This window comes from Mesorhizobium sp. M0478, assembly GCF_040321305.1.
Classification (GTDB): Bacteria; Pseudomonadota; Alphaproteobacteria; order Rhizobiales; family Rhizobiaceae; genus Mesorhizobium.
The window spans coordinates 1-18,317 of record NZ_JAMYRH010000022.1 but is presented as its reverse complement, the minus strand read 5'-3'; the positions used below and the strand labels follow the sequence as shown (position 1 = coordinate 18,317).

Annotated in this window: 21 protein-coding genes and 2 pseudogenes; 19 read left to right on the top strand and 4 right to left on the bottom strand. The window is 60.6% G+C overall.

Features of this window, described 5'->3' with window-relative positions:
• Positions 1-64 precede the first annotated feature (64 nt).
• The 16 genes and pseudogenes from NKI64_RS30685 to NKI64_RS30610 all read left to right on the top strand — a co-directional run bounded on the left by NKI64_RS30685 (position 65) and on the right by NKI64_RS30610 (position 13,908).
• Entirely contained in the window at positions 65-1,402 is a 1,338-nt protein-coding gene (locus NKI64_RS30685) for an ABC transporter substrate-binding protein (protein ID WP_352671889.1), read from the top strand.
• Positions 1,402-2,340, top strand: coding sequence for a carbohydrate ABC transporter permease (locus tag NKI64_RS30680; protein ID WP_352671887.1), 939 nt, complete (start codon positions 1,402-1,404; stop codon positions 2,338-2,340). The genes NKI64_RS30685 and NKI64_RS30680 overlap by 1 nt, the downstream gene beginning before the upstream one ends.
• Positions 2,341-3,162, top strand: a complete 822-nt coding sequence (locus NKI64_RS30675; RefSeq protein WP_023684659.1) for a carbohydrate ABC transporter permease — start codon at positions 2,341-2,343, stop codon at positions 3,160-3,162.
• 39 nt (positions 3,163-3,201) lie between these two features.
• Entirely contained in the window at positions 3,202-4,263 is a 1,062-nt protein-coding gene (locus tag NKI64_RS30670; RefSeq protein WP_352535353.1) for an ABC transporter ATP-binding protein, read from the top strand.
• Between the two features lie 246 nt (positions 4,264-4,509).
• Positions 4,510-5,037 (top strand): annotated as a pseudogene (locus NKI64_RS30665) (integrase arm-type DNA-binding domain-containing protein); the annotation flags it as partial.
• Positions 5,038-5,233: 196 nt separating this feature from the next.
• Positions 5,234-5,809: a tyrosine-type recombinase/integrase gene (locus tag NKI64_RS30660; RefSeq protein WP_352671885.1), complete on the top strand. Its 576-nt coding sequence runs from the start codon at positions 5,234-5,236 to the stop codon at positions 5,807-5,809.
• Between the two features lie 2 nt (positions 5,810-5,811).
• On the top strand, positions 5,812-5,988 hold the full coding sequence (locus NKI64_RS30655) for a hypothetical protein (protein WP_023745132.1): 177 nt from the start codon (positions 5,812-5,814) through the stop codon (positions 5,986-5,988).
• The gene (locus NKI64_RS30650) at positions 5,988-6,248 is read left to right on the top strand and encodes a hypothetical protein (protein WP_023745133.1); all 261 of its coding nucleotides are present in this window, start codon (positions 5,988-5,990) and stop codon (positions 6,246-6,248) included. Before NKI64_RS30655 ends, NKI64_RS30650 begins: the two co-directional genes overlap by 1 nt.
• A gap of 10 nt (positions 6,249-6,258) precedes the next feature.
• Positions 6,259-6,837, top strand: coding sequence for a hypothetical protein (locus NKI64_RS30645; RefSeq protein WP_352671882.1), 579 nt, complete (start codon positions 6,259-6,261; stop codon positions 6,835-6,837).
• A gap of 84 nt (positions 6,838-6,921) precedes the next feature.
• Positions 6,922-7,140: a hypothetical protein gene (locus NKI64_RS30640; RefSeq protein ID WP_352504701.1), complete on the top strand. Its 219-nt coding sequence runs from the start codon at positions 6,922-6,924 to the stop codon at positions 7,138-7,140.
• A 180-nt stretch (positions 7,141-7,320) separates the two neighbouring features.
• On the top strand, positions 7,321-9,957 hold the full coding sequence (locus tag NKI64_RS30635; RefSeq protein ID WP_352671880.1) for a PriCT-2 domain-containing protein: 2,637 nt from the start codon (positions 7,321-7,323) through the stop codon (positions 9,955-9,957).
• A 248-nt stretch (positions 9,958-10,205) separates the two neighbouring features.
• Positions 10,206-10,403, top strand: a complete 198-nt coding sequence (locus NKI64_RS30630; RefSeq protein ID WP_352504704.1) for a hypothetical protein — start codon at positions 10,206-10,208, stop codon at positions 10,401-10,403.
• A gap of 17 nt (positions 10,404-10,420) precedes the next feature.
• Positions 10,421-11,068, top strand: coding sequence for a helix-turn-helix domain-containing protein (locus NKI64_RS30625; protein ID WP_352671878.1), 648 nt, complete (start codon positions 10,421-10,423; stop codon positions 11,066-11,068).
• A gap of 302 nt (positions 11,069-11,370) precedes the next feature.
• Positions 11,371-11,643, top strand: a complete 273-nt coding sequence (locus NKI64_RS30620) for a hypothetical protein (protein WP_352671876.1) — start codon at positions 11,371-11,373, stop codon at positions 11,641-11,643.
• 203 nt (positions 11,644-11,846) lie between these two features.
• Positions 11,847-13,202, top strand: coding sequence for a hypothetical protein (locus NKI64_RS30615; RefSeq protein ID WP_352671874.1), 1,356 nt, complete (start codon positions 11,847-11,849; stop codon positions 13,200-13,202).
• A gap of 406 nt (positions 13,203-13,608) precedes the next feature.
• The gene (locus tag NKI64_RS30610; protein WP_352504708.1) at positions 13,609-13,908 is read left to right on the top strand and encodes a PRC-barrel domain-containing protein; all 300 of its coding nucleotides are present in this window, start codon (positions 13,609-13,611) and stop codon (positions 13,906-13,908) included.
• Positions 13,909-14,010: 102 nt separating this feature from the next.
• On the opposite strand, the gene NKI64_RS30605 is transcribed toward NKI64_RS30610, so the two are convergent.
• Both NKI64_RS30605 and NKI64_RS30600 read right to left on the bottom strand, forming a co-directional pair.
• On the bottom strand, positions 14,011-14,481 hold the full coding sequence (locus NKI64_RS30605; protein ID WP_352671872.1) for a hypothetical protein: 471 nt from the start codon (positions 14,479-14,481) through the stop codon (positions 14,011-14,013).
• On the bottom strand, positions 14,478-15,365 hold the full coding sequence (locus NKI64_RS30600; protein ID WP_352671870.1) for a hypothetical protein: 888 nt from the start codon (positions 15,363-15,365) through the stop codon (positions 14,478-14,480). Before NKI64_RS30600 ends, NKI64_RS30605 begins: the two co-directional genes overlap by 4 nt.
• A 171-nt stretch (positions 15,366-15,536) precedes the next feature.
• On the opposite strand from NKI64_RS30600, the pseudogene NKI64_RS30595 reads away from it, so the two are divergent.
• Positions 15,537-16,223, top strand: a pseudogene (locus NKI64_RS30595) (ATP-dependent DNA ligase).
• Positions 16,224-16,239: 16 nt separating this feature from the next.
• Positions 16,240-16,614 (top strand): hypothetical protein, encoded by a 375-nt coding sequence (locus NKI64_RS30590; RefSeq protein ID WP_352504710.1) that lies wholly within the window; start codon positions 16,240-16,242, stop codon positions 16,612-16,614.
• Here the strand turns inward: NKI64_RS30590 and NKI64_RS30585 are convergent.
• Both NKI64_RS30585 and NKI64_RS30580 read right to left on the bottom strand, forming a co-directional pair.
• Complete coding sequence (locus NKI64_RS30585) at positions 16,611-16,763, bottom strand: hypothetical protein (RefSeq protein ID WP_352671868.1); 153 nt, start codon at positions 16,761-16,763, stop codon at positions 16,611-16,613. The genes NKI64_RS30590 and NKI64_RS30585 overlap by 4 nt on opposite strands.
• Before the next feature lie 574 nt (positions 16,764-17,337).
• Entirely contained in the window at positions 17,338-17,727 is a 390-nt protein-coding gene (locus NKI64_RS30580; RefSeq protein WP_352671866.1) for a hypothetical protein, read from the bottom strand.
• A gap of 423 nt (positions 17,728-18,150) precedes the next feature.
• Between NKI64_RS30580 and NKI64_RS30575 the strand changes: the two genes are divergently transcribed.
• Complete coding sequence (locus NKI64_RS30575) at positions 18,151-18,309, top strand: hypothetical protein (protein WP_352504817.1); 159 nt, start codon at positions 18,151-18,153, stop codon at positions 18,307-18,309.
• The last annotated feature ends 8 nt before the right edge of the window (positions 18,310-18,317 follow it).

The window sequence follows — 18,317 nt, the reverse complement described above, 5'->3', positions numbered from 1 at the left end:
AAGCATGAGCCGCGCCGCGGTCGCTGCGGCGCAATCGACAACGACAACAACCGGGAGGAAGAAAATGTCGTCCAATCTGTTCAACCCAACCAGGAGGCAACTCCTCCAGGGAACCGCCGCCCTTGCCGCCGCCGGCTTTGCCGGCGTTCGCCCAAGCTTTGCCGCCGGCGTCGACTGGAAGCGCTTTGCGGGAACGACGCTTGACGTCAATCTGGTGAAAAGCCCGCGCAGCGACACGCTGATAAAATACATCGCCGAGTTCGAGGAACTGACCGGGATCAAGGTCAATGCCGAAGCGACGCCGGAACAGCAGCAGCGCCAGAAGACGGTGATCGAACTGAGCTCCGGCAAACCGAGCTTCGACGTCGTGCATCTGAGCTACCACGTGCAGAAGCGCCAGTTCGAAAAGGGCGACTGGCTGGCCGACATATCAGGCTATCTCGCCGACCCGACCCTGACCGATCCTGCGCTGGTGGAAACCGATTTCGCCGATGCCGGCATGCTGTTTGCCAAGGACGGCCAGGGCGTGCTGCGCTCGCTGCCGTTCTCGGTGGATTACTGGATCGTCTACTGGAACAAGGAATTGTTCGAGGCCAAGGGCCTCAAATACCCCGAGACGTTCGAGCAGCTGGTGGCCGCCGCCGAAACGCTGACCGATCCGTCGACCAACACCTACGGCTTTGTCGCCCGCGGCCTGAAAAACGCCAACACGCCGGTGTGGACGTCGCTGATGCTCGGCTACGACATGACGCCGCTCGATGACAAGGGCAAGCTGCGCACGACCTCGCCCGAGGCGGTCGAGGCCGCCAGCCTCTACCAGCGGCTGATGACCAAGTCGGCGCCTCCAGGCGTCACCGGATTCAACTGGGCCGAAGCCCAGTCCGCCTTCCTGCAAGGCAAGATCGGCATGTGGTTCGATGGCGTCGGCTTTGCCCCGCCGATGGAAAACCCGGAAAAGTCACGAGTGGTCGGCAAGGTCGGCTACGGCGTCATGCCCAAGGGGCCCAAGGCGCATGCCGCCGGCACCTTTGGCGACGGCCTCGGCGTGACGGCCGCCAGCGAGAAGAAGGAGGCCGCCTATCTGTTCTGTCAGTGGGCGGTGTCACCGGCTATGGGCGCGCGCCTGCTGCAGGCCGGCGCCGGCGTGCCGTTCCGCAAGTCGGTGCTGGAAGACCCCAAGGTGCGCGAAGGCGTCACCATGCCGGCGAGCTGGCTCGATGCCGTGGTCGGCTCGGGCAATGTCAGCCGGCTGTCGCTTCCGGTCATCATCCCGGTCACCGAGTTCCGCGACATCTATGGCGTGGCGTTGACCAATCTGATCGCCGGCGCCGATCCGGCAGAGGAACTGAAGAAGGCCACCGAGCAATTCCAGCCGGTGCTCGACAGGAGCGAGCAAGGCTGATGTCCGCCATCACCCCAGAACGCACCGGGGTGACGACGCAAGCCAACGAAGGGGGCCAGACCATCCGTCTGGCTCCCAACTACTGGCCTTTCGTCGTCCCGGCGCTCGTCGTCGTCGGCGCCGTGATCGTCTTTCCCTGGGCCTTCACACTGTGGATGAGCGTCAACCGCTGGACCCTCGGCCAGGCGCGAAGCTTTGCCGGGATGGAAAACTATCTGCGGCTGGCAGTCGACCAACGCTTCTGGGAATCGCTTTTCCATACGCTGACCTACACGGCGCTTTCGGTCGCGGCGCCGATGTTCCTCGGCACTGTCGCGGCGCTGATCTTCGACGCCAAATTTCCGCTGCGCGGCCTGTTGCGCGGCGTCTTCGTCATGCCGATGATGGCAACGCCAGTCGCCGTGGCGCTGGTCTGGACGATGATGTTCCATCCCCAGCTTGGCGTGCTCAACTATCTGTTGTCGCTGGTCGGCATCCCGGCGCAGGAATGGATCTTTAATGCCAGGACGGTCATCCCGTCCCTGGTTGCGGTCGAGACCTGGCAGTGGACGCCGCTGGTGATGCTGATCGTGCTGGGCGGCTTGGCCTCCGTGCCGCGCGAGCCCTTCGAGAGCGCCGAGATCGATGGCGCCAACGCCTGGCAGCAATTCCGCTATCTCACCTTGCCGATGATCGCGCCGTTCCTGATGATCGCGATGATCATCCGCACCATCGATGCGCTGAAGAGTTTTGACATCATCTACGCGATGACCCAGGGCGGACCGGGCACGGCCTCGGAAACCATCAACATCTATCTCTACAACACCGCCTTCTCCTACTACGACATCGGCTATGGCTCGAGCATGGCCGTGGTGTTCTTCATCGTCATCGTCGCGCTGTCCTTCATCCTGCTGATGCTGCGCCAGCGCTCCCAATGGATTGGGGTGGAGGGCAAATAGATGAGTTCACGGCTGCTCAACCGGATCGGGCTGTTTTTCGCGGCTCTGGTCTTCGTCTCGCCGGCGATCCTGTTCTTCCTCTGGATGGTCTCGCTGTCGCTGAAGTTCGAGATCGACAACGGTGCATACCCGCCGATCCTGATCCCGGAACATCTCGCCTGGTCGAACTATGTGAAGGTATTCGAGGAGAACAATTTCCTGCTCTATTTCTGGAATTCGGTTCTGGTGACGGGCACGGCAACGTTGCTGGCGCTGCTGATCGGCGTGCCGGCGGGCTATGGCATCGCGCGGCTCAAGGCCGAACGCTCGGCGGTGGTCATCATGATCGCCCGCATGACGCCGGGGCTTTCCTATCTCATTCCGCTGTTCCTACTGTTCCAGTGGGTCGGCATTCTCGGCACGCTGTGGCCGCAGATCATCATCCATCTGGTGGTGACGGTGCCGATCGTGGTCTGGGTGATGATCGGCTATTTCGAGACCACGCCGATGGAGCTGGAAGAAGCGGCCAACATCGATGGCGCCAGTTCCTGGCAGGTGTTCCGGCTGGTCGCCTTGCCCATCGCCAAGCCGGGCATTGTCGTCGCCTTCATCCTGTCGATCATCTTCTCATGGAACAATTTCGTCTTCGGCATTGTGCTCGCCAGCCGCGAGACCCGCACGCTGCCGGTCGCCGTCTACAACATGCTTTCCTACGAGCAGGTGAGCTGGGGTCCGCTCGCCGCCGCAGCACTTGTGGTGACGCTGCCGGTGCTGGTGCTGACCCTGTTCGCGCAAAGGCAGATCGTCGCCGGGCTGACCGCAGGCGCCGTCAAGGGCGGCTGAGGCACGGCCCCGACATCACTCATTTCCGGGAGAAATCCGATGGCATCGGTAACAATCAAGAACGTTCAGAAGGCTTTCGGAGCCGCCAAGATCATCCACGATGTCAGCGTCGACATCGCCGATGGCGAATTCGTCATCCTGGTCGGGCCGTCGGGCTGCGGAAAGTCGACGCTGCTGCGCATGATTGCCGGACTGGAAACGATCTCGGGCGGCAGGATCGCCATTGGCGATCGCGTCGTCAACAATCTCAGGGCGCGCGACCGAAACATCGCCATGGTGTTCCAGAACTACGCGCTCTATCCGCATATGACGGTGGCCGACAATATGGGCTTTGCCCTGAAGATCAAGAAAGCCGATCCGGCCGACACCGCCGGCCGCGTCGGGAGGGCCGCCAGCATTCTCGGCCTGGACAAGCTGCTCGACCGCTATCCGCGTCAGCTTTCCGGCGGCCAGCGCCAGCGCGTCGCCATGGGCCGCGCCATCGTGCGCGACCCGCAGGTGTTCCTGTTCGACGAGCCGCTGTCCAATCTCGACGCCAAATTGCGCGTGCAGATGCGCGGCGAGATCAAGGCGCTGCACCAGCGGCTGGGAACCACCACCATCTACGTCACCCACGACCAGATCGAGGCCATGACCATGGCCGACAAGATCGTCGTGCTGCATGACGGCCTTGTCGAGCAGATCGGCGCGCCGCTCGATCTCTACGATCGCCCGGCCAACCTCTTCGTTGCCGGCTTCATCGGCTCGCCGGCGATGAATTTCATTCGCGGCCATGTCGAGGAAGGCGTTTTCCGCAGCGCCGGTGGACTGATCTTGCCGCTGCCAGAAGGCATCGACCTGACCAACATTCCCGGCGACGACCTCATCTACGGCATCCGGCCCGAACACATCCGAGCGACGACCGCCAAAGGAATCCCCGGCACGATCGTGCTTCTGGAAGCAACGGGTTCGGAAATCTTTGCCAGGGTCGACTGCGCCGGAGAAGAAATCTCCTGCCTTTTCCGCGAGCGGCTGGCACTGAAACAGGGCGAGCAGATGCGGATCGAGATCGACCGCGCCTGTGCTCATCTGTTCGACGTCAAGACCGGGCGGCGATTGTAGGCGGCGACGGGGGCTGCTGACAGGGAGCAACTTTCGCACGAAATATTTCTGGTGAGCGCGTCGGGGTTCGAACCCGAGACCTACTGATTAAAAGTTCTTTTTTGGCCTTTTGGGCAAGCTGTTGCTTTCATTTGATTTTATCCGCGTCTGCACATAAGCCATTGATTTCTATAGGACACCTTTTGACAAATCAGGACACTGTGAGACAATAACCGCACACTGCTAGCCGTCGGGCCGACGGACACAGTGCGGACACAGGAGCCTGACGTGAAGCTTTCAGATGTCGTGATCAAGAACCTACCGGCACCCGCCAGCGGAAACAAGATTACCTATGACGACGACGTGAAGGGCTTTGGCGTTCGCGTTACCAAGGCTGGCGCGCGGGCCTTCATCTTGAATTACCGCACTCGCTCCGGCCTGGAGCGCCGATATACGATCGGCTCCTTCCCAGACTGGAAAAGCGGTCCCGCACGCGAGGAAGCGAAACGCCTCAAGCAGCAGGTTGATGTGGGCGCTGATCCAATGGGTGACGTTGCCGCGGCGCGCGACGCAAAGACCGTGGCCGACCTGTGCGACCGTTTCGAAGAAGAACATCTGACCAAGAAGCGAGCTTCAACCTCTCGCGACTACAAGGCTTTGATCAAGAACCACATCCTGCCCGCCCTGAAAAACAAGAAGGTTGCTGAGGTCGAGTTTTCCGACATCGATGAGCTGCACCGAAAGATTTCGAAAGGCGCGCCCTATCTAGCAAACAGGACGGTGGCCGTTCTGTCGAAGATGTTTGGGCTCGCCATCAAGTGGAGGTGGCGCGCAGACAACCCCGCCAAGGGCGTCGAGCGCAATGATGAGCAGAAGCGCCATCGGTATTTGTCTATCGCCGAGTTGGCGACCCTGACCAAGGCGCTTGCCGAGCATGAGGACCAACAAGCCGCGAACATTGTGCGGCTGCTGCTGCTGACCGGCGCGCGCCGTGGCGAGGTCCAGGCCGCAAAAGTGGGATCAGTTCGACATCAAGGATGGCGTGTGGACGAAACCAGGCTCGACCACGAAGCAGAAGACACTGCACCGCGTCCCCCTCTCCGCCCCTGCCCGGCAACTCCTCGTCGCCATCCATGCCGCCGCAGAGAAGGCAGCCGCGAAGCGTGGCGAAGACCTGTCGCCCTTCGTGTTCCCCGGCCGCGGCAGCCCGCACCGGATCGAGATCAAAAGAGCATGGCGTGAGCTTTGTGTCGCTGCCGGGATCGTGCAGGCGACATCTGCAAAGGACAGCAAAGGCAAGGAGCGGGTCACCCTGACGCCAACGGCACGCCTCCACGACCTGCGGCACACCTACGCCTCCGTCCTGGCGTCGGCTGGCCTGTCGCTACCGATCATCGGTGCCTTGCTCGGGCACTCGCAGCCGGCCACCACGGCCCGCTATGCGCACCTGATGGACGACCCGCTCCGGCAGGCAACTGAGCGAGCCGGCGCGATTGTGATGCCAACGGGCGAGAGCGCGAGTGGCGCGACGTCAGCGGAGATTTTTCCCATCAGGCAAGGAGCTTGACGATGAAGACGCTACAGCAGGCGGCGGACGACCTTATGGAAGCGATGCAGGACGAGGCAGACCTCGCCCGGCTTAAAGATCAGGCCTTGCTCGATGCGCTAACAAAGCGCGCCCCGCAACAGCCGCAGGAAGGTGCGGCCAAGTCGCCGGACGTCGCCACTCGCAAGGGATCGCAGTGATGGCCGTACAACTTCTTGGCGCGGCACCGATCCGAGCTGGCTGGGAAAAGGCCTACGATGCTGCGGTCCTTTTCGAGGCGAGGTATCCGCGAGCCGCTCCACCAACGCAGAAGGCGGTCGCCAAGCACCTCCTCGACGAGGGCGTGCTTCCGACCGGAAGCACCTCCCAGGAGACAGCCGAGGCCATGGTGCAAGAATGGCGGTGGGTTTGGCACTACGTGGCCGGCGTCGATCTGTACCGGGGTTGGATGACGGAATAAGAGGTGCACTATGGACCATCTTAGGGCTGGGATTGCCAATATTATCAGCGGAGCTGAGCAACAGCGCCGCGACGGGCTGATGGACGCTCTGAGGGCGGCCGCGGGCGCTTATGCCATTGACCGCGAGAAGAGCGCCAACATGGCATTGGCCGCCGTATCGGACTTTCTCCACGACGAACAGCTGGAAGCGCCGTTCCGGTTCTTGGTCGACATCCTGGACGAACGTCGGAAAAAAGGACGGCGGGCAAAGCCACTCCAGCGGGCGGTGGACGAGGCCTTGACGGTAGCAGCGGTCGACGCCCTGGTGGCGGAGAAACATATCTCGCTTGAGCAGGCTTGCAGGGACGTGGCGAAGGCAACTGGCGGCCGTATGAAACTTGGCGACGGAGAGTTGCAGCCTTGGGAGCAGCTAAAGAACCTGCGAGACAACATTCGCCACCGCAAAGCTAGCCCCGAGGCTACCGAAGTTTACGATTACCACTGCCGTGGTGGGTGGCAGGCTCAACCTTACGGACCGCCTGCGCCATTGACGCTCGATTGCGTAACGGAAATCTGGGCAAAACACCTCGAAGACAAATCCTGTAAATAGACCCTACTTTTACTACAGGCTGGCTTCAACGATCTTGTCATCCATTGTCAACGCACGGTGTTGTGCAGACCCTTGGAGAGCAAGATGAACACCACTGACGTCCTTCTTAACGGCTACCTTGACCGGGCATCGCTCGCAGATGCGCTGAAGTGCTCTGAGCGCACGGTTGCCAGATACGAAAATCAGCCGGACGGCATACCGAGCCTCATGGTGGGCGGGCGTAAATTGTATCGCCTTGTCGCAGTGCGCGAATGGCTCGACCGACGCGAGCGCAGGCCAAATCCACGGCGCGCGGCATATTAAGCGAAACCGCCGTCGCGAATGACTGGAAGGGTGGAGCACTGCCGGCAGCGCGCACAAAACCAAAAGGAAGGCAACACAGAAACACCCCGAAGTGGCGCCGCCGAGCCCGCCGACGGGCTCGCTGCGATTGCCGAGCCGCCAGAGCGAACCGTGAACGGCATTGAAATGGAACCAAGAACAATGAACATTCTCGACACCGCGACGGCCGAAAACGCTACAAAACTGAGCGACCTGACGGCGTGGCGGCTTGCGGCACTGGCGAACGGCTACCTCGTCATGCTCACCCGCGACAAGGCGACCCCGCTGCATGACGCATGGCAGACCCTCGAACCGACACCGGAGATGATTATCAAGTGGGGCCGGTCGCGTAAGGGCGGCTCCAGCGGAGTGATTATCACCCCGCCGCTGATCGCGTTCGACGGCGACATCTACCAAAAGGAAATGTCCGACCTAGCATTCGAAGAGATCATGAACGGCGCGCCGGACCTGAACGACGAGCGCAACCCGCTGCTCATTCGCAACAGTGTCGGCCACAAGTTCACAATACTGGCCCGCATCGAAGGCGACTTTGACAGTATGTCTTCGCGTGCCTGGCTGCCGCCGGAGACGGACCTTGAGAAGGTCGCAGCGATGCCCCCTACAGAGCGAAAGGCGTTCATGAAGCAGAACAAGTGCCAGCTCGAAATTTTCGGCGGCACGCGCAAGCGGTACATAGGCGTGATCGGCACCCATTCGTTTGAAGCCGACGGCAATACGGTGGCCGCTAAATACTCATGGGTCGACGCGTCACCTGCCAACACGCCAATCGACAAACTGCCGTTGGTGACGAAACAGCAACTTTACGCGATCTGCGATGCCGTCGACCGGCTGTTCGAAAAGCGTGGTTGGGTGAAGCTGACCCACGCATCGCAGCGTGGGGATACCGGCAACCACAAGCCCGGCAACGACCCACATGCCGGCATCGAACTGTTATCGGCGGCCATGGCCGTCATCCCAAACGACAACGTCTCCTGGGACGAGTGGAACAAGGTGGGAATGGCACTGTGGCGGGCGTCGGAAGGCAGCGGCGAAGGTTTTCAGCTGTTCGATGAATGGTCGAAAAAGGCGGTGGGTAAGTACGACTACGCATGTTGCGCGGAGAGGTGGGAAGGCTTTGCAAACTCACCGCCCAGCGAGATCGGCGCCGGTACGATCTTCTATATGGCGAGCGAGGCAAATCCGAACTGGCGCGAAGGCCTCGACCGCGGCGACGGTGACCGCCCCCTCATCACAGTAAGGGCCGGTATCCTGCACACACTAGCGACGCAGGCGGAAACGGCGCTGATCGACGCCGGCGCACCGCTCTACGTTCACGGTGAAAGGATCAAGCGGCCTGTCGTCGACGAAGTCGACGCGTCCAAGGGGCGAAAAACCAAGGTGGCGAGGTTTGCGGAAGCCACGACCGACACGCTCAAAGACCATATGTCCCGTGTCGCTAATTTTCAAAAATGGGATGCCCGCAAAAAGACTTACGTGCCGACCGATCCATCCCACGACCTCGCTGCAACAATCCTTTCGCGTGATGGCGAATGGCGGCTGCCGCGCGTTGCGGGCGTCATCACCACGCCGACGCTGAGACCCGACGGAACCATCTTGAGTGAACCGGGCTATGATCCAGCAACACGGCTGATCCTCATCGACCCGCCGACGCTGCCGGCGATATCTGAAAGGCCAAGTCGAAGCGACGCGCTGCGAGCGCTCAGCACTCTCGACGGGCTCCTCACGGAGTTTCCATTTGCAGATGATGCAAGCCGCTCGGTGGCGCTGTCCGGGCTGATCACGCCGGTGGTGCGTGGTGCGCTAGTCGTCGCACCACTGCACGTGGTCAATGCCCCGGAAGCCGGTTCGGGCAAGAGCTACATCGTCGACCTCGCGTCCGCTATTGCCACAGGGCAGCGATGCCCGGTTATAGCGGCCGGCAGGACAGAGGAAGAGACGGAGAAGCGGCTCGGCTCAGCGCTCATGAAAGGGCAGGCGTTGATCTCGATCGATAATTTGAACGGCGAACTCTACGGCGACGCGCTGTGCCAGTTCATTGAAAGGCCAGTGAATGAAGTCCGCGTTCTGGGTCAATCGAAGAACGTCCGGATTGAGAGCCGGTCCACCATGTTCGCGACCGGCAACAATATCAAGATCGTGGGCGATATCGTTCGGCGATCGATCACCTGTTCTCTCGACCCCAATATGGAGCGGCCAGAGCTGCGGCAGTTCAAAGCCGACCCGTTCGAAATGGTGCTGGCCGACCGCGGCCACTACGTCGCCGCAGCTCTTACCATCGTTCGCGCATACAGCGTGGCCGGTTGTCCCGCTACGCTGCCGGCGCTGGCTTCGTTCGGTGACTGGTCACGGCTGGTTCGCTCAGCGATCGTATGGCTCGGTCGCACCGACCCTGTCGATACGATGGAAGCCGCGAGGGTCGACGACCCGAAAAAGACCCAGGTTCGGCAAGTCGTCGCTGCATGGCGCGACGCCTTGCAGGGTGAGGCAGCACGGCCTGACCCTACGGCCTTAGGCAAGCCGCTGGCCACAGCCGGGCTGAAAGAGCTCGCGGAAAAGAAGGGGACTATCGGCGGCTTCAAGCTCGACAATCCCGGCCTGCACGCGGCGCTGCTCGAAGTGGCCGGAGTGCCCGGCCGAGGTGAAATCGACACGCGAGAGTTAGGCAAATGGCTGGGGAAACAGAGCGGACGCGTCGTCGACGGCTTAAAAATCACATCCGTAAGAGACACGCACGCTAAGCAGAACCTGTGGTGCCTGGCAGAAGTGGGCGGCGGATAATGCAGCTGCGACGGCAGCAGCGGCGATGCTCGGGCACTTTGCGGGTATCAGCGGGTATCAGCGGGTATGCTTTCGATCAAACGAATAAAACTGTCGGAGTAATTACAATACCACACCTGACATCTATGAATTTATGGCCAAAAACATACCCGCTGATACCCGCTGATACCCGCACAAACCTAAACTCGGCTGAAAAACCTCTGCAGAACGACCACCGCTACCTCGCGCAGCTTAGGAACGAGATTGCCATGACAGACGATGACCACCTGCAACTGCGATCGGCTCTCGCCGAGGTCCAGCGCCTGATCCTTTCGGCGCCACACGCCAAGGCGATTGCAGTCCCTGACGACGGTCGAGCAAGGGAGCAACTTCGAAAATGGATCAAAGACGCGGAGCTGGCGCTGCGCGGCGGGCCGCAGGTTACACAGCACGACGGCGACGCGTGATAGGTTGAGCGAAGCGGATGGCGCGTCCTAGTCTCTTCAAACCTGAGATGGCGCAAACACTGCAGGACCTCGTGGCGCAGGGACATTCGCTCGGCGAGGTGGCGGCTGAGCTAGGCGTCAGTCGGATGACTTTGCACCGATGGATGCAACGTTACGTTACAACTTTGCGACAACCCCTAAAGGACGGGCTGACGCAACGCGCCGCGAACCGGGCGGCCGAAGCGGAACGCCTTTACGGGATTAGACACGCCAGGAACCGGCAATGGCTGCGGCTGCCGCCAAGGCCGAGCCGCGTCGACGCAACAGCTGCCCGCGCCACGCTGGGTTTGCTGCTAACGGAAGCGGCTACCGTGGCACCGGACGCCCTCTTGGAGGCTGGCGAGCCGATTATGAGCGCTATAGGACCCGCTCAAGATCAGGAGGCCGTGGGCCGCCACTCCGAGGCACATCCTCGGCCTGAAGATCGCCTAAGCGACCGCCGGCGAGCTCGCCAGAGGTCTTCCCTCGATCGCTCCGAGTTTGACGACGTATCTAGCTGGCATCGAAACCAACAGAGCCGCGGCGCACGGGGTCAGCCTATCGAACCCCAAGAGCCTCATGATTGGCAGAACGAGACGGACGACGGCGAAGCGCTGCCTATGGAAGATCCGCTAGCGGAGTGGTGACTTTTGTCCTCGCCCCCCATCCGCCTCACGCGCCAGGACAGCGGCTGCCACTGATGTTTTATCAGTAGACAGTTATGGACAAGTATGTTGATTTCGCTTGACTTTATGGGTCGGTGACTGCCTCGTGTCCGCACGATGTCCGCGATCAGAGCGTGAAATATGCCTACAGCTAGCGACGTAGCAGCCCTGCACAAGCCTGTAAGAGCGGCTAAGGTCGAAGCCAAAGCCGCCTGACCACGGGCGGCCAGCTGTTTCTCGGTCGCGTCGACGGTCGCTCGACTGTGGCTAGGCGCTATCGGGATGTGCTGGCACTGCTCAGTGACGCCATCGGCGGCGCGCCATCCGACGCTCAAGCCCTACTGTTGCGCCGCGCTGCCACCCTATCGGTGATTTGCGAGCAGGCCGAAAGCGACATGGCCGGCGGCAAGCCGATCAACGCTGCCGCCTACAGCACCTCCACCAACACACTTCGTCGGGTACTCGCCGATCTCGGTCTAGCAAAATCTCGTCGCGCGCCCACTGCGGCGGCGTCCAAGCGGCTTGCCGGCACAATTGCCGGTTACCTCGCGGGGTAACAACAGACCATGTTGATCACAAAACGCACCCTGCCCGTGAACAACGCGCTCGCGCAACTCAGCGGAGCCTTCAACCGCACGCCACAGCAAGTTGTCCGAAACGGCATGGGTACACCCCCCTCGCTCGCGTCTGCGGCCCAGTGGTTCTTGGAAGATTTCGCCCGCATCAACGCTTTCCTCGCAACCCGAAAAAGGACACGACCATGACCAGTATCACCGGAGAGTGGGCACCGAACCCCGACGAGCTCGCGATGAGCGATAAGATGAACTCCCGGCGTAGCGACCGGCTGAACGCCCGAACGGTCGACAGCGACGAGCTCGGCGAAGTCGACGAGATCGACGAGGCCCTGAGCGCCGGCATTCCAGCCCACCGCCGGGCCAGCGAAATGAGCGATCTCGACTTCGCGCAGCTTACCGAACGCTCCAGCCCCGAGATCAAGACCTACGGGCCGGGCGAAGTGACACCCCTCGATGAACTCCTGAACGCCCAGCCCGCAGCGCCGGCTGCCGAAGACGCCGCCGCGCTCAAAGCCGAGGTGGCCAGGCTGCAGAGTGTCGTAGACCGCCTTGAAACCGACATCGCGCGATATCTGGCCCGGTATGCCGAGCTCGATGAAAGCCGCGCCGACGTCGTGTTGAACGGCGGCAACATCGAAAAGCTGCACAACGATCTCCGCGACGCCGAGCAGATGGTCAAGTCACTCACGGCCGCCGTCGAGCCGACGAAGGCCATGCTAGCTAAAGCCAAGACAGCCTCGCGCAACGCCACGGTCGGAAGGCAGGCCGTCGCTGCCAAGACCGAGCACTATGCACCGCTCGCCGACGCCTACGAGACCATGTTCGAGCTTCTGGCCGGCGTCTGTCACACCGCTAAGGTGATCGACGAGCACATGCTCGCCATTGAAGGCACCAACATCGCGGCGTTGGCGGCCGGCCGGGCGGACCTTGTAATCGACGCTCGCGCGATTAGACGGGCTGTAGTCGATACGATCGGCACGATGCGGGCCAGTGTCGTTGTCCCTGTCCGCATGGGTGAGACCGACGAGGCGTTCGAAGTTCGGCTTTGGTCCGTGGTCGAAACGAACGCACGGAAGGACCCGCGCAGCAAGAGCAACAAGACCATTGGCAAGGCTATGCTCACGGACTGCCGCGCGATGCACATCGAACGGCACGCGAACGAGGATGGCAAGGCCTACAGGGCACGCCAATGGGCCGCCGCCGCTATCACACTGCATTCGCAGCGATCCAAAGACGAAAGCGACGCGGATCACCGCCTGCGGCTGCGCGACGCGCTGGCAAAACGATTGCAGGTCGACCGCAAGGGTGAGAGCGACGATGCCTATCAGCTTAGGGTCGGGAACGCGCACGCCCTTTCGTTTTCAGGATATGATCAATCCGATCCACTGAAAGACGTGGCGGAAAAGGCCATGAAAGCCACCCGAAAGCATGCGCTAGGGCTCGAACCGACTGCGCTACATAGGCAGCACATGAACGTTCGTGAACTCGCGCCATTGCCGGGCGACACCGACGTCGTGCGGCGGATCGGCCGCCGCGAGTAGGGCAGCGGTTATAGACAGGATTTGCGGGAAAACTTGGCGCGAGGCCTGTCGGTCTCCGCGCCATCAGCGATATTCGAGCCACTTGGCAACTTTGTGGGTAATGGGATCGTACAGAGACTGGTCGCTCAGTTTGTCCCTCATGCCGGGCGACCGGCTGGCTAAGATTACTGGGGTTTTCTTGGTGAGCCCGCGTTTCGCTGTTATTGAGGTCGTCCGGAGGCAACAAGCCTCCCGCAGCCCGACAACTCAGCGGAGGGCGTTTCGTCTGCGGTTCTATTTGTCCAAACCGGGCGGCCAGAGATACTGCACCTTGTTGACGCCGAAATGATGCGGAAATCGCCCTTTCTTCGGAACGGACGGAGATTTCGATTGTTGGAATGGTCTAGACCGAGAGGAGATACCGACAATGGACCACACCAAGCATGTGCGGCTCACAGGCACGGAACTGACTCAGGACAATCTGGAAGATGCCACGATCTATGGCCCCGACGACGAGAAAATCGGGACGGTCTCACACACGCATGGGGCCGGCGATGCTACACAGGTCGTGATTGATGTCGGCGGGTTTCTGGGGATCGGCGCTAAGTCTGTTTCCGTGCCCGCCAGCCAGTTGGACTTCATGCGGGATGAAGATGGCGATGTTCACGCAGTGACCTCATGGACCAAAGATCAACTGAAAGAGATGCCCGAGCATCACGACGCTTGAGGCAATGGGGCTCTGCTCCACCGAAATCCAGAAAGGCCCGCCGGCTCAGGTTGGCGGGCTTTTTTTGCGTTCGATTTAGACTTCGCGGGTAGCCGGTGCCAGCTAAGACTTGGAAGCGTTTTTGAGCAGCGAAGATAGAATTATGGATATCCGTACAAAAAGCAGGATGGAGCCAACGGCGCATGCCACAAATAGGGTAGCAAACCACTCAGGGACGCCCCCCGCTTGCAACGGTGGCGTGGGCGCTTGCAACGTGAAGAACCCTAGAAATGACACAACTAGGAAACACAGGGCACCCCAAAGCGCCTCATGCAGATAGTTGAATAACATCCCGGCATACCCAGTGGCAGCAAGCTTTTTGAACACAGGGGTGCCCGTAAGCCCGAGCACAATGGTCTCAGCGGTGATGATGAATCCGACCAAAACGGATGCGACGGTCCCCGCCGCCGCCAACATTGGCAGTGGGTCAGAAGGGAAAGTGCTGTCCCCTCCGACATAGAGCCAGATAGCTACAACTGCCACCGCCCCAACGTACGGCCAGGACCGCTCGAAATGGATGGGTTTCAGCTTCAAACCGGCAACATCCCGGCTTCCCGCCAACTCTCTAGTGCTCTGCGCAGTGCGTTCCATCTGTCATTTCTATCATATCTCATTCCGTTGCCCAACTGGATCCGCACGTCAGTTGATAGCCTCTCCGAGATCAAATCGACCTCCTCCTGACGAGAATCGTCGTCCACCTTTCCGACGATGATGGCGGATCTCACTGCATTTCCTAAGCGGACGATGTCGTCAGCAATACCCCAAACTCCCTCTGCCGCGAGCTGACCACCCCGTGCGGCGGTTGACTGCAGTTTGATCGACATCGTCTCGACGCCATCGGGCAAAGGCGCGTTCAAAACGCTGCTCAAGCTGCGGCCTTCCTCCAGGTCAACGGCCAAAGCGCCCGGGAGGCTGATCTCAACTTCCACGGATCGGAATATTCCAAACCGCCGCAAACGGGCGTAGGCCTCAGGCCTAAGGACGGACCCAACGCCGAAGCCGAACGCGTCCGCGCTTAAGGGCTGTGCGCCACCAGGCATCCCAGCCGCCTTGTCTGCGGAGAACAGATAATCGCGCACGCTCCCCAGGCGGGGGCCTGCATGATTGTATTGAAGGGCCATGTAGCCCGTTGCCGCATCCACGACGAAAGCAGTATCTTCTGCGAACGAGTGTCCTTCCTCCATCGCAATTGCCGTTACCGGCACCGCCGGAGCCATTTTTCCCGGTCCATGGCCTAGCCGTGGAGCCGCAAAGTCAGCCATAATAAATCCATCTAGCTTTTCTAAGCTTTCAAGCCGCATCGTCGGTGCCTTGCCAGCAAACGAACGGTTGTGGATAGGACGCGCCCAAAGCCAATCCAAAAGAGCTTCTAGGGATCTAGGCCCGCGCTGAGCGACCCTGTAGGCGTGTACTCTCATTTTACTTCTCCCCACGACGCAAAGAAAGAACTGTGAGCCGAACAGAGTCAAGCACGCCGAATGCAAGTGGTAGGTTACTCCACCGAAACTAGTGGCTAGTCCACAATCGTTTTTTATTCCAGGAACCATTTCAGCACATGCTAATTGGTTCGCCGGGTGGCAGGTGTGTTCATGCGTTTGAAGTTCATCGAGCCTTTGATGCCGACCCTTGTGGACAAGCCTCCCGAGGGCGATGGATGGACTCACGAGGTGAAGTTTGACGCTACCGTTCCCAGTTAATTATCGACGAGGACGGGACGCGGATCTACACCCGTCGCGGGCTCGACTGGACAACCAAATACCGCGACATTGTGGCCGCAAGCGCAGAGCTCGGAGCCGAGAGCGCAATCATAGACGGTGAGATCATCGTCCTGAACGAAGCCGGCCTTTCCGACTTCGCCGCGCTGCGCAAGGCAATCACACGCCGGCAGCACGACCTCTATTTCGTCGCCTTCGATCTCCTCCACCTCAACGGCCACGATCTCCGGGACATGGCCCTGCAGGAACGGCGTGAAATCCTCGAGAGCATGATCCCCGCCAACATTCGCATCCAATTCAGCCAGGCGCTGCCCGGCGAGGCGAAAGCTATCCGATCGGAAGACCGGGCAGTATGTCGGCTCAGCGTTCATCAACTCCAGCCGGGCAATCCGGGAACGGCTATGGAAGCGCGTCCAGGAGCACGCTGGGCCGGCGCCGAAGGGAATGAAGCGACCGGCAACGCAATGGGTCAAACCGGGGCTGATTGGCCGCGTGAAGCACTTGCGCGGCGAGGAAGACCTTAGGCATGCCTCGCTGCAGGATTTCCGCGAGGAAGATTGAACGCTATATCGGAGCCATGCCAGCAGATCGCCTTACCGTCCGCTTCGCCTATCAAATCGGCTTTCAGGTCCTCGACGGAAGCGCAATTCTTCAGACGTTCGAGAAGCAGGATGAGGCGTTCAAGTTCGTGCTCGGCCGAGGTGCTCGCGTTTGGCTGGCATGGTCGCGGACCGTCATAGGAGGGCAGACGGCGCCCTTCGATTTCGCCGCAGCGTTCCAGCAGGAAAAGGTCGGCCGCATCATGAAGACGATGCACGGTCCAGCCGCAGGCACTTGGTTCTGGACCTGCCATGACGGCGGCGCGCGCGGAACAGTCCAAACGAAGAATGAGGCTGTTGCTGGAGTCGAGCGGGCATTCACGCGGCGCATCGCCGGGGCAGATCTACGCTAACCAGCCAGCGCCATTCTGAAGCCAACACCTAAGCCAATAGCGAGGAACAGCTTGCCGGCCATGTCGAGGGCAAAGGCGCGGACAGGGCGCCACACGTCCTGGCGGGGCTCCCTGAGGGCGCTGGCGATATCATCGAAGATCGCTTCCATCCCGAGATTCTAGATCCAAATCGCGAATATGTGAATCCCCGGTGGTTTCTTGCCCCGATTTTGGAACCGTCGTTTCCCTGAGATGTTTCGTCACTGAAGGGACGTTTGCGGAAAACGGAGTTCACTATGAAACGGCTTCTCTGCGCTGCAGCCATTGCGGCATTATCAACTGGGTTCGCCTTTGCCCAATCGACCAGCACCACCACAGGCGGGTCCTCGACAACTACAGGCGGATCCTCAACAACTACGACGATGCCGAGCACTGACCAGGGAGCGACGACCGGAACGGATTCGACCACCACGAGCGGAACGAATTCGAACTCGGCCAAGGACTGCGCGCCAGGACAACAGACAGGTAGCGCCAAGCAGGCCGCGCCTGGCCAGCAGGACACAAGCGCCAGTTCCGCAGCCCCTGGGCAGGTAAAAAAGACTACGGAAGGTTGCTGAACGGCCGGCGGAACAATTTCTGGTGTCCTAAGTTGAGACACTGCGGTCGATGCCGAAAGGATGTAGCCGCAAATCGAGCCCGTCGTGCCAGGCCAGCGCGGCGGGTTTCTCGCAACAAAAACGGGCACTACTTCTTCGTGATCCAATCCAGCAAGCCGGCTTCGATCTGCTCACACCCGACATATTCGCGTACCAAGCATTCAGCGACAACGCGCCACTGACACTCGGGCACGTCTGCATCCCTGACTAGGTTTTGAAATGCGGAGCGGAGAACGTCGGCATCGAACCCCGATATGCGCATCGGCGCGAGATCGTCCTCGTCTTCGAGCACCTGGGCCATATCTTCGCGGTAGCGTTGGCGAAGGCGCTTGAGCAGTTCGCGCGACTCTAGGATGGCTTGCCGAGTGTGGTCCATGTGGCTGCGGAAAGCAGATGTTCCGGTCATCGACCGGCTCTGCAACTGAAAGCTGGTTTCCATCACCGCACGTGCGGTTTCTAAATGCTTTATTAGATCCATCGCGGCCTCCCTTCCGGCGAAGGGAGTTATTTACTCTCTTTTTAGCGAAGGAGGTTCGAAGGTACGGTTTCGTACAGGGGAGGCCCGGCCTAATCGGCCGACATTGAGCGTGGTCGGCGCTGTCGGGGGCAACGTTACAGTTGGGTGACGTGACGGTGCCGACCACACTGGAGAGTGGCATTAACCACACCCCGATCCTACCCGCAGAATGACAGCGCAGCAATTAAGCCTGATGGTCTAATCCGCGCTGCAACCATAACCCGATTTAAACTCGGTCCCTTCCCGAGTGCCCGTATGAGCTTGAGCTGTGAAGCACCTGCGCGGCTAGGAGGACCTCCGCCACGCCTCACTGCAGGCTTCCGCGAGGAGAACTAGCCCGGAGGCTTCTCCCGCGGCTGTGCCGGTCCTGTCCCGTCCCATTTGATGAACTGCGCCTTCTGGCCGGCGATGGTCAAAGACCCCGACGACCTTTCGGCTGGTGAAAAACCAATCAGCCTGGAGATCGTCGACGTCGATGGTGGGTTTGCCAACAACAGCCTTGTCGACAAAGCATTCCGCAACGAGGCACAGCTCTACCGCTAAAGTGTTAG